Source organism: Paenibacillus sp. MB22_1, from assembly GCF_047200555.1.
Classification (GTDB): Bacteria; Bacillota; Bacilli; order Paenibacillales; family Paenibacillaceae; genus Fontibacillus; species Fontibacillus phoenicis.
Genome location: NZ_JBLADV010000001.1, coordinates 584,061 through 597,913, shown reverse-complemented (window position 1 = coordinate 597,913; position 13,853 = coordinate 584,061). Strand labels below are relative to the sequence as shown.

Below are 13,853 nucleotides of genomic sequence, written 5' to 3'. Positions count from 1 at the left end.
TCATCGGCTTACTCCCTCCATCGCTCCATCCGCATCCGCACCTTCGTCCTCTTCTTCGGAGACGAGCGACATGAACAGCTCGACCAACTCGGCCTCCGGCTCGGCTCCGCCGGTTTGCCGCTGATAAAACTTGCGGAACAGCTCATGCACCGGCACACTCTCCCGGGAGGCCAGCTCCTCCTGCAGCTCCCGTCCCGGATATACCGGCCGGATATGGACGATCCCGTCATGGGCTTTGCGCAGCGCCTGGATGTCGCCCAGCGACATCGCTTCGCTCAGACTGATTTCGAGGTCGATAAACGCATTCGCGTCCCTCCCCTCCTCCAGCCAGCGGTACGCTTCTGCCAGTCCGCCCCGGCAGCTCCAGCGCACCAGCGGCCGCCCGCTGCTCAGGTACAGCTCCTCCAAGATCGGCTCCTTCCCGGGCGCCACGTCCAGGAGCATCACCGATTTGGCTTGTCCTGCCTCAGAAAAAGAATACGCCAGCGGCGACCCGCTATACCGGGTCAATCCGCCTCCCTTCACCGCCTGCGGCCGATGCAGGTGGCCCAGCGCCGTATATTGCGCGCCGATGTCCAGCGCCGACGGGTCCACGGTATATGCGCCGCCAACCTGAATCGGCCGTTCAGAGTCAGACTCCACGCCGCCAAGCACATAGATATGGCTCATCGCGAGGTTCACCGTGTCCGGGCGAAACGCACCGGCCAGCTGGCGCATCAGCAGCCCTACCTTGGCGCTGTAGGCAAGCCGCAGCTCGGATTCATCCGCGTCGCCGGCCAGCAGCTCGGACAGCCGGGCTTCGGAAGGATAGGGCAGCGCGGCGATGACCGCCGTCTCCCCGGTGCGCGGCACGGGAACGGTGATCGCCTCCGGCACCGGCAGCCCCACCAGCGAAATGCCCCGGCGCGCAACCAGCGGCGATACCGCGGCCACCCGCTCCGGCTGGTCATGGTTCCCGGCGATCACCGCCAGATGACAGCCGGTCTCCGTCAGCCGCGCCGCCGCCTCATAGAACATCGCTTCCGCCGCAGCCGGCGGGTTCACACTGTCATAGACGTCGCCCGCCATCAGGACGAGATCAACCTGCTGCTCCTTAACCATCTGCACCAGCTCGTCCAGAAACGCCTCCTGCTCTGCGAGCCGGCTGCGTCCCTCCAGCGTGCGCCCCAAATGCCAATCGCCCGTATGTAAAATGCGCATCCGTTTCTCCCCCTTGATTCCGGCCAAGTACGCCGGCGTTCAAAACATCCCTTTTTTCATAAAGCCGTAAAACCTGCAATTCTATCCATACTCATTTTAGATTACAGTCTCACCGCTTGGCCGCCGTCGAAGAAATACAACCACTTCTCATCCACGGTCGAACCGGTGATCTCCTCAACCGCCTTGGCGTACAGCTCCAGCTGGAACCGGTACGATTCCGCCAGGGCCGCAGCGCCGCCGCGATGCTCCAGCACCCGGTCGCTTTTGTAATCGAGCAGGTACACTTTGCCGCCTGCAGCGAACAGGCAGTCCACGATCCCCTGGATCAGCACCGTTTCCCCATCCAGCTCCCGGATTGCGTCGCCTGCTGTGCCGTCTTGCATGGCTTCCAAGCCCCCCAGCTGCGGCGAGGCTTCCGCTGCAGGCAGCCCGTAGCTGAACGGCATCTCACGTTTCACCCAGTCCGCCTGCCGCAGCAGTTCGCCAAGCGGGCTCTGCAGCAATCTGGCGATGCTATCCACCTCGATGGCCGCAGCCTGCTCAGCGGTCATAATCTTCCGCTCGATCAACCGGGCGAGCGTCGCTTGGACGACCGCGATTCCCGGCTCTGCGTCAAACGGCAGATGCTGCATCAGCGTATGGTAGGCCACCCCGCGTTCGGTTGGGGTCAGCTTGCGCTGCTCCATGAACCGTGGCCGCCGCAGATGCAGCTTGAAATCCGGCTGCTCTTCCGCCTCCGCCTGCTCCCGCTCGCGCAATAGCTCCGCTTCGGCGAAGACGTCGCGCACCGGCTCCTCCTGCAGCATCAGCAGCGCCTTCATCTCCGTCACCGAGGTTTTGGCCGCGATTCGGCTTGCTGCCGCATAAGGATACGTCCAGCTGAGCCGGGACTCCACCATAGCTCTCATCTCAGCGGCCTCGGTATCGTCCGCATCCTCTGCAAGGACCGCTGTCGGCTGCCCGGACAGCAGCGCCTTGATTTGCGCCGTGTCCACCGCCGTAGCCTCTGCAGTTGCTGCCGCTTCTGTTTCCGCTCCTCCGTTCTGTCCCGCCGAGCGGGCGGAAAGAAACGCGATGTGCCAGTCAGAAGGGCTGTCCGCTAACACGGCAGGGCCAACCTCCGGCAGCCCGGCAAACTGTCGCAGCTCGCGCGCGCTTGGATGGCGAATCAACGCCGGGCCGATCCAGTCGAGATAGCAGCGGCCGCGCGCCAGCAAGTAATCTGGCAGCTGCTGTTCACTTGCCTCAAGTGCACCGCCCCAAGCTTCGACGGACTTGGTGAGATTTTTGACCGAGGAGACGAGCACGAGCTTGTCCTTCGGGCGGGTGAGCGCCACGTACAAGACGCGCATCTCCTCCGCCAGCAGCTCCATTTGCGCCCGCCGCCGGATCGCCAGGTTCGGCAGCGTCGGATAGCTGACGCGCGTGTTCGCGTCGACGTACTTCGGACCAAAACCCAGCTCCTTATGCATCAGAAACGGCGCGTTCAGATCCTGCCGGTTAAATTGCTTGGACAATCCGGCGACGAACACAACTGGAAACTCCAAGCCTTTACTCTTGTGGATCGTCATGATCCGAACGCCGTCGCCCTGTTCCCCGGCATCCCCCGGAGCTCCAAGGTCTCCGCCGTTCTCGCGCAACCGGGTGACGTAACGCAAGAAGCGGAACAACCCGGGCGCAGAAGACGATACCTCGTATTGTCTCGCCCGATCCAGCAGCGCCTGCAGGTTGCTCTGACGCTGGGTTCCGCCCGGCAAGCCGCCAACCCATTCCAGATAACCGGTTTCCCGGTAAATCTCTCGGATCAGGTCGCCCAGCTGTCCAACCCGCGCCATGCTCCGCCAAGCTTCCAGCTGCCGTAAGAAAGCCTGCAGCTTCAGCGCCAAAGCATCATTGGCCGAAGGTTCAATTTGCCCCGTCTCCGGGTGATACACCGAGGCTTCCCCGGCGTCGCCTCCCCTGCTGTCGCTCAAAGCCGACTCCGCATTCCCTGCGGCTGCCCGTGCGAGCACCGCCTCATAGTAACGGCCGCTTGGAGAAGCAAGGCGAATGTCCGCCAGCTCCTCCTCGGAGAAATCGTACAGCGGAGAACGCAGCACCGCCGCCAGCGGAATATCCTGCAGCGGATTATCGATCACCTGCAGGAGCGACAGCATCGTCTCGACCTCGGACGCCTGAAAATACCCCTGGCTCAGTTCCCCGTACGCCGGGATTCCTTCCACCCGAAGCTCCTCGATCATCGCCGGTGCCCAGGTCAGCGTTGAGCGCAGCAAAATCACCATGTCCCGGAAAGCGACCGGGCGCATCGCCTGCAGCTGTTTGTCGTAGATGAGCAGCGGTTCGCCGCCTTCGCCCAGCATGCCGCGAATGCGGGCCGCGATCGCACGGGCTTCCAGCCGCACCGCTTCAATCAGCGCCGCCTCATCTTCCTCATCCCCGCCGTCGCCGTCCGTCCATTCGTTGTCCCCGCGTTCGGACGAATCTGAACCGCCGCTTGAGCCGTTGTCGCGATCGATCAGCAAGAGCTCGGGCCGATAATCCTCCGCCCCCTCCGGCGGAAAACCTTCTCCATACACCAGTTCCGCTCGTGTATCGTACGAAATTTCCGCCACGCTTTCGTTCATGATTTGCCGGAACAGCAAATTCACCGCATCAACGACCTCACGCCGGCTGCGGAAGTTCCGCGCTAAATCGATGCGCAGCCCGGCTCCGTCAAAATCGTCGCCATAGGTCCGATATTTCTCCAGGAACAGCCCCGGTTCAGCCAAGCGGAAACGATAGATGCTCTGCTTCACGTCGCCGACCATAAACCGGTTGCCCGGGTTCTCCCGGGAGATCAGCCGTACGATCGTTTCCTGCACCGTATTGGTGTCCTGATATTCGTCCAGCAGCACCTCATCGAATTGCCGGCGGTATTCCAAGGCAGCATCGGACGGCCGAAGCTCGCCCGGCTCCGAATCCGGATGCCGCAGGATCTGCAGGCAATAATGCTCCAGGTCGGAGAAATCGAGCCAGCCCTTGGACACTTTTTGCAGCCGGTAACGTTCCCCAAATTCGCTTACGAGCTCGGACAACGCGCCAAGCAGCGGAGCCATGTCATGCATCTCCCGCAAAAACGCCTCCGGCGGCCGGCCATAGAGTTGCGTGCGCAAATCGGTCACCGTCTTCTTCGCTTCCTCCCGCAGCGCCTTAACCCGCTCCTGCACCTCCGGATCGGTCTGGTCTTTCTTGACCGGCTTCAGCTTGCCGAAGTTCACACCCTGAAAGGCGTCATACAACGAAGCCCAAGCTCCGCCTGCCACCGCTTCCTGCAGCGAGCGGACCACGTTCAGATCGTCCTCCAGCGTGACGGCGTACGGCTCCGGCCCTCCTGGAGACAACGCCAGCGCCTTCGCTTGAGTCAGCAAGCTGATCGCGCCTCCCAGCGCCAACTTCGTATCGGCCAATAGGCTTTGGACCCATGCGCTCTTCTCTAAGGCATCGAGATCCGGAGCCATAAAAGCTGAGGATGCTTCCTGAAGCCAATGATCCGGCCAAGGATGGCTGCGCGAGAAGTCGTAAAGCCGCTGCACCAGCGTAAAGACCGCCGTATCGCTGCGCTCTCCGCCAAACAGATCTACCAGCTTCAAAAACGGGCTGTCCTCCGGTTCGCTGCCGTATTTGTCCTCAAGCAGCTCCTCCAGCACCTCTTGACGCAGCAGCGCCGTCTCGCTTTCCGAGGCGATCCGAAAGCCCGGATCTAACGGGATCAGCGTGTAATAGCGTTGGATCACTTCCATACAAAACGAGTGGAGCGTCGTGATCGAAGCACGCCCCAACATGGCCAACTGATGGTTTAGGTACTCGTTGCCCGGGTCCTTGGCCAGTTCCTTCTCCAGCGCTTCCGTGATCCGCCCCCGCATCTCCGCGGCGGCGGCTTTGGTGAACGTGGCCACCAGCAGCCGGTCCACGCTCAGCGGTTGTTCGCGGTCCGTCAGCTTGCGGATAATCCGCTCGACGAGCACCGCCGTCTTGCCGGACCCGGCGGCCGCCGCCACCAGCATGTCGCCGCCGGACAGAGCGATCGCCCGCCATTGGTCGTCGCTCCAATAACTGCTGGCCGGTTTGGGTTTCATCGGGATGGTCATGAAGGGTTCCCCTCCTTTCCGCGCTCCTGTCCAAGGAGCTGCCAAATTTCGTTTTTGCCCGGTTTGCCGAGGACGTGGTATGCATTGCCGTCCAGCGCTTCCTCAAAGCGGCACACCGGTTTGTAGGGACAAAACGTACAAGCCGTTTCCAGCCCAAGCCGATATGGGGCAATCTGCACGTCACCGTCGGTGATGCGCGTGCCGATCTCCGTAATCGTCCGCCGCACAGAACCCAGCAGCGTATCCCACTGCTCCGGCGTCGCAACCGAGGCGCTGCTATAAAAGCCGCCGTCCGCCTTGATCGCCACCGGGATGATATCGGAATAGCCTTTTTCCAGCTGGGCGTCCATCTTCGCGATCACATCCCGGTCTGCCAGCAGCAGGCCTTTCATCTTGAATCGCTTTAACAGCTCCTGCTGCGCCTGCTCCGCGCTCATGCCGTTGCTGCTCTGCAGCAGCGGGTTATGCACGTGGAAATACAGCGTGCCCGCAGGGAGCGCAGGCTGGCCAAGCCAGGCTTCCGCCGAGGACAACAAGACGTCCAGATACGTGAGCATTTGCAGCGATAAGCCGTAATACACCTCATGCAGCTTCAGGTCGGTCTGGCTTGACTTGTAGTCGATGACCCGCAAGAGCAGGCCTTGCTCCCCTTCCGCCATGTCCACACGATCAATCCGGCCGACGATTTCCATAACGCAGCCGTTCGGTAACTCAAACGTCAGCGGAGGCAAGGGCCGCCCTGGTCCAAAATCCAACTCCAGTCCAACCGGTTCAAAGCTGCCCCGGCGCGCTTGCTCGCCAAGGATCAACGAAGCACGGCCGACGATAGCTTTCAGCTTGCGGGAAATATAACCGTAGCGCTTGGAGCTTAACAGGATTTCTCCCTGCAGCTTGGGCGCCAGTTCATCAACGGCCGAATTGGCCGCCTGAATCGCCTCCTCCGGCGTGAGGCTCCCCCAGCTGCGGTTTTGCGCCTTAAAAGTGATCGCCATCTGACTGAGCGCAGCGTGAAACAACTGTCCGATGTCCGGCGCTTGCAGCCGGTAAAGCTGGCGTTCCTTCAGCTTCAGCCCATGCGAAGCGAAGTGCGCAAACGGACAAGCCGAGAACTGCTCCATTCGCGACACGCTTGTCCGCAGCCGCTTGCCGTAAAGCCGTCGGCTCGTTGCCGGCGTCAAACCGCGCACCCGGTTACGATAATCCAGTGAGGTCAGCAGGCGCGCCGCTTTGCTCTCCCATTCCGGCCGGGTCTTGTACCAATCCAGCACACGCCACCATAGCGGTGAAATGGACTCTCCCGCCTTCCACAGCCGCAGCTGGCCGATTAAGGCGTTCAGCGCCGGGCCCGGACGGGAGACGAATTCAAGCTGCGACGCCATCGGATCGGCAGAACGGCTTGCAGGTCCTGGTGTTAACAGCAGCGGCCGCTCCGTTAGTCCCGGGAAAATCCGCTTCACATGCCGGATCACCTCCGACGGCAAAAGCGCACCGCCCTCTCCGTCGGCAGCAGGGTAGCTCAACCACAGAGAACGGCTTGCCCCAGACAACGCTTCGTAAATGAGGAAGCGCTCATCCAGCAGCTTGCGGGCCAGCCCCGGAGCCAGCTCCAAGCCAAGCTCCGCCAGTCGCTCCCGCTCCTGCTCGCTGAGCACACCCTCCTCCTGCAGATTGGCCGGCATGATCCCTTCGTTGATGCCAAGCAGGAACAGATGCTTGACTTGCCCCGAACGCGTCCGCTCCGTACTCCCGATCAGCACCTGGTCGAGCGAAGGCGGCACAAGCGACACCTTCAGCTCCTTGAGCCCGGTCTCCAGCACGCCGGCAAACAGCTCCAGCTCCAAAGGCTCGTCCCCCATCATTTCCACGATCTGGTCGAGCACGTCCAATACCGCGCTCCATAGTTGGCGATGCTCCATCGCCTGACGCGGCTTGCCTTCGCGCACCATCCGATGCGCCAGCACATCCAGACGCTGGGCGGCCTCCACCCGCTCCAGCAGATGGAATACTGCGGCACACATGTCTGCCGCGTTCTTCGCCTTGCGGATCTCTTTCTCAAACGCTGACAAAGGGCCGGCGACCGCAGCGCGGCACCGCTCCAGCAGCTGCAGCTGCTCCATGGCTTTAACGGATGCCGCCGTTTGATCCTCCTGCTCCAGCGACAGGCTTGGCGCCGACTTCCAAGGACGGCCGTCAAACCAACGGTAACCTTGAATCCCGCTCGCCAGAGCATAATTCTCCAGCACATCCATATGCTCGCGCGTCAGGCTGCCGTCCAGCGGCAGAAGAAATTCGCTTTTCACGCAGCGAAATACGTCTTCGTATCTCCAAAACCCGAGTACCACGTCCAACGCGGCCCGGATAAATTCGATCATCGGGTGATACAGCATACTTGCTTTCTGGTCAAGAAAATAAGGGATCCCGTATGCTTCCATCGTCGGAGCAAGCAGTTCTTCATAATCCCCTAAGTTGCGCACCAGCAGCGCCATGTCCCGCCAACGCACGCCTTCTTCCCTGGCGAGGCGAACCATCTCGCGCGCCGCGCCTTCAACCTCAGCCCGCCGGCTGGCAGCCCGGTGCAAAGATAGGGCCTGTTCCAAATCCTGAGGCGGCTCGGACTTCGGCCACGGCGAACGCCGCTCGTACGCAGACTCCAGGTACGAAAGCGTCTCGCTCTCCCGAAACCGCGGAAACGGACGGGCCTCCAACAGCTCTGCCGGCAGAACTTCAATTCCCTCTTCTGCGGCCAGTCGGCTCAGCTTAACGAAGGCGGATGCAGGGGTATAAAACAGGTTTAGTTCATGCGGCAGATTTCCATTGCTGTATACCCGGTCCAACGTCAGCGAGACGGTGACGGAAGCCGCCGTCTTCAGCAGTGCGAGGATCGCTGTATATTCCTGCGGCGTAAACGTATGAAACCCGTCAATCCAAATTTCCGCCCCGCGCAAATAAGCCGACTTGCTAGCCCCCTGCGCCAGCTTGACGACATGGTCCTCGTTGTCGATGTACAAGCGGGACAGCTCTTCGTCATACTCCGCAAACAAAAGGCTAAGATCGTGCATTTTATCCTTTAATAAAGGGGATTCCCCTTCGGTCTGCTCCAGGAGTTGATAATGCTCCCGCAGAGCTGAGAAATCCACGTTGTATTTCTTCATTTCCGTGTATAGTCCGGCTATCCGGTCAATTAATCCGAGCTGGTCTCCGCCGTGTCCAAACAGCTTCAACTCGCCTTTGCGGCGGCGCATGAGCTTATATAGCAGCATTTTTTTGCCTTCATCATCGATCGGCACCAGCGCCGCACCGCCGGTTTCCTGCATGACGCGCAGCGCCAAACGGCGAAAGCCAAGCACCTGGGTGCGTACCGTACCGCGCAAGCCCGGGGCCGTGGCGATCCGCTGCTCGATCTGAAACGTGCCTTGCTCCGGGGTTAAAATAATCAGCGGCGGACCGATCGGCTGCTCGCGCAGCTTGGCGGTCACCCGGTCGAGAATGAGGCTGGTTTTGCCGCTGCCGGAGCGGCCGAGTATGAACTGTAAAGACATGGAAGTACCTCCTGCGACGGACAATTCGTTAAGTTCCAGTATAGCATAAATACGATCAAACATTCGTATCTTCTTCAAGCATAAGAAAAACGTCTATCGACGTACATTCAAAGTAGACAGACCGCGTTTAGCGGAAGTTTTTCTTGCGATATCAGGATGTCAATCCCCCGAAGCTTATACTTTCTGATACCTTAAAAAAGCCCCGTACCGCGAAAGCTCGCGAAACGAGGCTGTTTATCCGTTATATCCAATTTTACAACGCGTGTTTGCTGCGCACTTCGAAAATGGCAAATTTCAGGTAATGTCCTTCGTCCACCCCAAGGATTTGCGGATGATCCTTGCCGGCTGCCCGCCATTCCACAAGGCGCAGCACTTTGCCTGCATCCTCCGCGGCCTCGAGGATCGTCTCCAGGAACAGATCCGGTCGCATATGGTAGGAACAGCTGGCCGTTACCAGATAGCCGCCTTCATTCACCAGCTTCATGCCGTGCAGGTTAATATCTTTATAACCGCGAACGGCACCTTTAACCGCCGCTTTCGTCTTGGCAAACGCCGGGGGATCGAGGATCACGACGTCCCAAGTCCGCCCGCCGCCGGCCGTCAGCGGCACGGAAGTGTCCACCTTGGCGTCTTGGGCCGCACGGCGCGCCCGTTCCTCCAAGCCTTTCACCTGACTGCGCAAATAATCAAACGCATCAGCCACGACAAATTCGACGCGATCGGTGAACCCGTTCAGCTCCACGTTCCGCTTCGCGCTTTCGATCGCATGCTCGGAGATGTCAAGGCAGGTCACCTTTTTGGCTCCGTATTTGCAGGCATGTAAGGTGAAGCTTCCGGTATGCGAGAAGCATTCCAGCACGGTGGCTCCGTCCCAGTACGGGAAAGTGACTTCTTTGCCGTTCCGGTTGACCGGCGCTAGCCGCACGCCGCCGTCTTCCGTCGGCAGCTCCTGCAGCGTGATGCCGCTGCGTCCGCCCCAACCGGTCATCAGCGGCTTGATGGACGCCCGGTTCTCCCGCTGGTCGAAGAAATAGCCCGTTTTTTGCCCCTGCTCAATATCCACCTCGATCTTGAGCCCGTTCTCCGACACGATGACATGGCGCGGCGGCTGGCCAAAGATCGGCCCTTTCACCTGCTCCAAGCCCTCCATTTCCCGGACGGCTACATCGCTGCGTTCATAGATGCCAACGGGATGCAGCACTTCCGACAACGCCTCCACAATCTGCTCCCGACAGCGGTCCATACCCAGTGTAAGCAGCTGTACAACCAGTACGTCACCAAACTTGTCCACGATCAGCCCCGGCAAAAAGTCGGCCTCTCCGTACACGAAGCGGTAAGCATCCTCCTTCACGAACCGTTCCCGATGCTTCAAGCATTCCTGAAACCGCCGGACAAAAAAGGCCGTGTCCATCGCTTCCAACGGCGTATACGACACAACGCGGACGGTAATTTGCGAAGCCGGGTTGTAATACCCGGTGGCCAGGTAACGGTTCCGGTGGTCAACGACCTCAACCAATCCGCCCGGTTCCACGTTCCCTTCCAAACGCTCGATTTCATTTTTGAAGATCCAAGGATGCCCTTTTTCCAACCGTTTCTTGCGGCTGCGCTGCAATATGACCCTTGCCACTTAATCCTTCACTCCTCATTAAAAATATGACCCACTGCGCCTAAAGCACCCCTGCGGCCGGGACGGTACGTCAGCTTGGCTGGCATGGAAGTTGTCCGACCGTCATATATGTAACTTGTACGATTGTCGCTTGTCTGCATTTTACAGATGATCCGGGAAGGGAGGCTGCCAATATGTTTCATGAGATCTTGTTTCCAGTGACGTTTGGCTTCGCCCTGTTCCTGTTCGGCATGAAGGTGATGGAGGCTGCCCTGCACGCATGGGCGGGTCCCCGGCTGATCGGTTTCCTTCACCGGACGACGCGGACGCCTTGGACAGGCCTGCTGTCGAGCACCTTCATCACGGCCGTCTTACAGAGCAGCACTGCCGTGACGGTAATGACGATTGGCCTGGTTAATGCCCGCCTGTTGTCCTATGCGCGAACGCTGGGCATTATTCTGGGAGGCAATATCGGAACCTGCCTGACCACGGAGCTGCTTGCCCTTAATATAGCCAAGCTGGGGGTCCCCATGCTGATCGTTTCGTTAACGTTATGGGCGGCCGCTGTGCTGGGAGGCGAAATGCTGCCGGACGAGATCAAACGCCGCATGCCATGGTTGTTGCCCTTGCAGTTTGCCACACTGGCCTTAGCCGGCTTCAGCCTGGTGATGATCGCCATCCGCTTTATGCAGTCGATCGGTCCGGCGCTGGAAGAACGCGGCGTGATCTCCTGGCTGCTGGAGCATGCCACCGGCAGCCTGCTGTGGGGCGCCTTCGCCGGCGCCATCCTGACGGCGATCATTCATAGCAGCGCCGCAGTCGTCGCCATGACGATGGGACTCGCCGCCAGCGGTGCCTTGCCGGTGGAATTCGGCATTGCCATGGTTATCGGATCCAACGTTGGCACCTGCGTCACGGCGGTGATCGCCGCCATCGGCGGCACCCGATCCGGCCGATTCGTCGCTTGGTCGCACGTGGCGCTCAACGTGCTGGGGGCAGTGTTGTTCTTGCCGCTGGTTCCGCTGTTGCAAGCGGCGGCAGCCTGGCTAACCAGCGATCTTTCAGCGCAAATCGCACACACGCAGACGATTTTTAACGTCGTCTGCTCCTTGCTGGCGTTGCCTTTCTGCTATTTGCCCATCTGGTCCAAACTGGATCGGCCCGAGGACCTGGATCATCTCGCCGGCCCCCTCCTCCCGAATACGAAAGCGTCTAAATAGCCGTAAAAATGCAGTTATTTCCCCCGATATTCTCCCATCTCTTAAATATCGCAGAAAATAACTGCACCGTATTAGTTCTCCGGCTCGATACCAAGCATTTGCAACGCCTTCTCTAAGATGAAGTCGTTGTTGTCATATCCCGCCTTGCGTTGCTGACGCCAAGCCTCCTGCGGCTCATACCAGGACACGCTGCGGATCTCCTCAAGCTGAGGACGGAGGGCTCCGCTTTGCCATTCAACCAAGTAATAATGGACATCTTTATCCACGTTCCCCAGCTTGGGATGATGGTAAGTATACACGATGATATCAATCAATTTACTGATCCGGCCCACAATGCCGGTTTCTTCCAAAATTTCGCGCAGCGCCGTTTGTTCCACGGTTTCTCCCGGTTCCCGCTTTCCTTTCGGAAACGATATCTTGCCATAACGATCGGTAATCAGTTGCACTTGCAGCCGTCCGTCTTGGATGCGGTAAACGACGCCTCCAGCAGAGATTTCTTTGAATGGCATTCTGGCTGTACCTCCCTTTATTTTACCCAAGCCTCCCTTACCGTAAAAGAGGGCCCTAAGGGTTCGCAGCCCTTAGGTATCCCGCAAACGGGACAAACGCGGGAGTGACTGAGGCGCTCCTGCTCGCTGTTCCCTCCGGGAAAATGCTGCCTTCGGCGCTGGGCGAGAAATTATTGACACCTGGTGTTATTTGTTAATTATAGGAGCATCGCACTCATACTTCCAATTTGCCCGTATGTAACAACAAGGATTTCACCCCCGACAGGGTGAAATCCTTGGCCTATGCCCGATGTCGGGCGACAGTATTATGCTAAAGCTTGCGCGGCATCGTCCAGGACTCGGACTAACTGGCCTTCGCAGGTGTTCGCATCCGCTTGGGTCAGCTTCACGCGGCAGATTTTACCGGTCAAGTCCGGTGTGCCCGGGAAGCGGATTTGCAGGTAGTTGTCGCTGAAGCCAGTCACATAGCCGTCTCCGGCTGTGCCTTTCTCATCCTTCTCTGGAATGACATCCAGCACCTGGCCAACGAATTTCTCCGCATAAGCAAGCTGCATTTGCTCGGACAAGTCGATCAGTTCATGCACGCGAGCATGCTTCACTTCTTCATCCACTTGGTCCTCCATCCGCGCTGCCGGCGTACCGCTCCGCTTGGAATACGGGAATACGTGCATTTCCGAGAAGCCGATGCGTTTAATCGCTTCGAAGCCTTCGCGGAACAGCTCGTCAGTTTCCCCAGGGAAGCCGACAATAACGTCCGTGGTAATCGCAACGTCCGGCATGAAATCGCGGATCATTTTGATTTTATGCTCGAACTCTTCAATCGTGTACTTTCTTCTCATGCGCTTCAGCACTTCATTGCTGCCCGCTTGCAGCGGGATATGGAAGTGGCGGCACATCTTCGAGGAGTTCTTCAACACATCCAGCATCCGGTCATCGATCTGGCTTGCTTCAATCGAACTGATCCGGATGCGTCCCAGCCCTTCTACTTTATCCAAGTCCCACAGCAGGTCGGACAAACGGTAGTTCTCCAGATCATCACCGTAGCCGCCCGTATGGATGCCGGTCAGGACGATTTCCTTATAGCCCGCAGCGACCAGTTGACGCGCTTGCTGAATCACGCTTTGCGGGTCACGGCTGCGCGACAGTCCGCGCGACCAAGGGATAATACAGAAGGTGCAGAAGTTGTTGCAGCCCTCTTGGATTTTCAGATAAGCGCGGGTATGATCGGCGAAGCTTGGCACGTCCAGCTCTTCGAACTCCCGGGTCTTCATAATGTTGCGCACGGCGTTAATCGGCTTACGTTGCTCTTGGAGCTGCTTGACGTAAGGGATAATTTTGTCCCGGTCTTGCGTTCCGATGACCAGATCCACGCCGGGAATATCCAGAATCTCCGCAGGCGACGTCTGCGCGTAGCAGCCGGTTACCGCGATGATCGCGTCTGGGTTGCGGCGCACCGCCCGCCGAATGATCTGACGGCTCTTCTTGTCACCGGTATTCGTAACCGTACAAGTATTAATCAAGTAAACGTCGGCGGCTGATTGCTCAAAATCAACCTGTTCATAGCCTTCGTTTTTAAATAGTTGCCAAATGGCTTCGGTATCATAGAAATTAACTTTACAGCCCAAGGTGTAAAAGGCGACAGTAGGCATCGC

General features: G+C 59.0%; 7 protein-coding genes. 1 reads left to right on the top strand and 6 read right to left on the bottom strand.

The window, feature by feature from the left end; all coding sequences use genetic code 11:
• The 4 genes from ACL02P_RS02605 to ACL02P_RS02590 form a co-directional block, all read right to left on the bottom strand.
• Positions 1–1,200, bottom strand: a complete 1,200-nt coding sequence (locus ACL02P_RS02605) for an exonuclease SbcCD subunit D (RefSeq protein WP_009224105.1) — start codon at positions 1,198–1,200, stop codon at positions 1–3.
• Positions 1,201–1,301: 101 nt separating this feature from the next.
• Positions 1,302–5,327 carry a helicase-exonuclease AddAB subunit AddA gene (addA, locus tag ACL02P_RS02600; RefSeq protein ID WP_412836787.1) on the bottom strand — a complete coding sequence of 1,342 codons (4,026 nt, stop codon included), beginning with the start codon at positions 5,325–5,327 and terminating at the stop codon, positions 1,302–1,304.
• Complete coding sequence (gene addB, locus ACL02P_RS02595; RefSeq protein WP_412836786.1) at positions 5,324–8,866, bottom strand: helicase-exonuclease AddAB subunit AddB; 3,543 nt, start codon at positions 8,864–8,866, stop codon at positions 5,324–5,326. Before addB ends, addA begins: the two co-directional genes overlap by 4 nt.
• Before the next feature lie 253 nt (positions 8,867–9,119).
• The gene (locus ACL02P_RS02590; RefSeq protein ID WP_009224108.1) at positions 9,120–10,493 is read right to left on the bottom strand and encodes a class I SAM-dependent rRNA methyltransferase; all 1,374 of its coding nucleotides are present in this window, start codon (positions 10,491–10,493) and stop codon (positions 9,120–9,122) included.
• Between the two features lie 173 nt (positions 10,494–10,666).
• Between ACL02P_RS02590 and ACL02P_RS02585 the strand changes: the two genes are divergently transcribed.
• On the top strand, positions 10,667–11,692 hold the full coding sequence (locus ACL02P_RS02585; protein ID WP_009224109.1) for a Na/Pi cotransporter family protein: 1,026 nt from the start codon (positions 10,667–10,669) through the stop codon (positions 11,690–11,692).
• Between the two features lie 71 nt (positions 11,693–11,763).
• Here ACL02P_RS02585 and ACL02P_RS02580 read toward each other — a convergent pair whose 3' ends face one another.
• A complete protein-coding gene (locus ACL02P_RS02580) occupies positions 11,764–12,201 on the bottom strand; it encodes an NUDIX hydrolase (protein WP_412836785.1) in 438 nt (145 codons plus the stop codon).
• Between the two features lie 305 nt (positions 12,202–12,506).
• Complete coding sequence (gene mtaB / locus ACL02P_RS02575) at positions 12,507–13,850, bottom strand: tRNA (N(6)-L-threonylcarbamoyladenosine(37)-C(2))-methylthiotransferase MtaB (RefSeq protein ID WP_009224111.1); 1,344 nt, start codon at positions 13,848–13,850, stop codon at positions 12,507–12,509.
• Positions 13,851–13,853 lie beyond the last annotated feature (3 nt).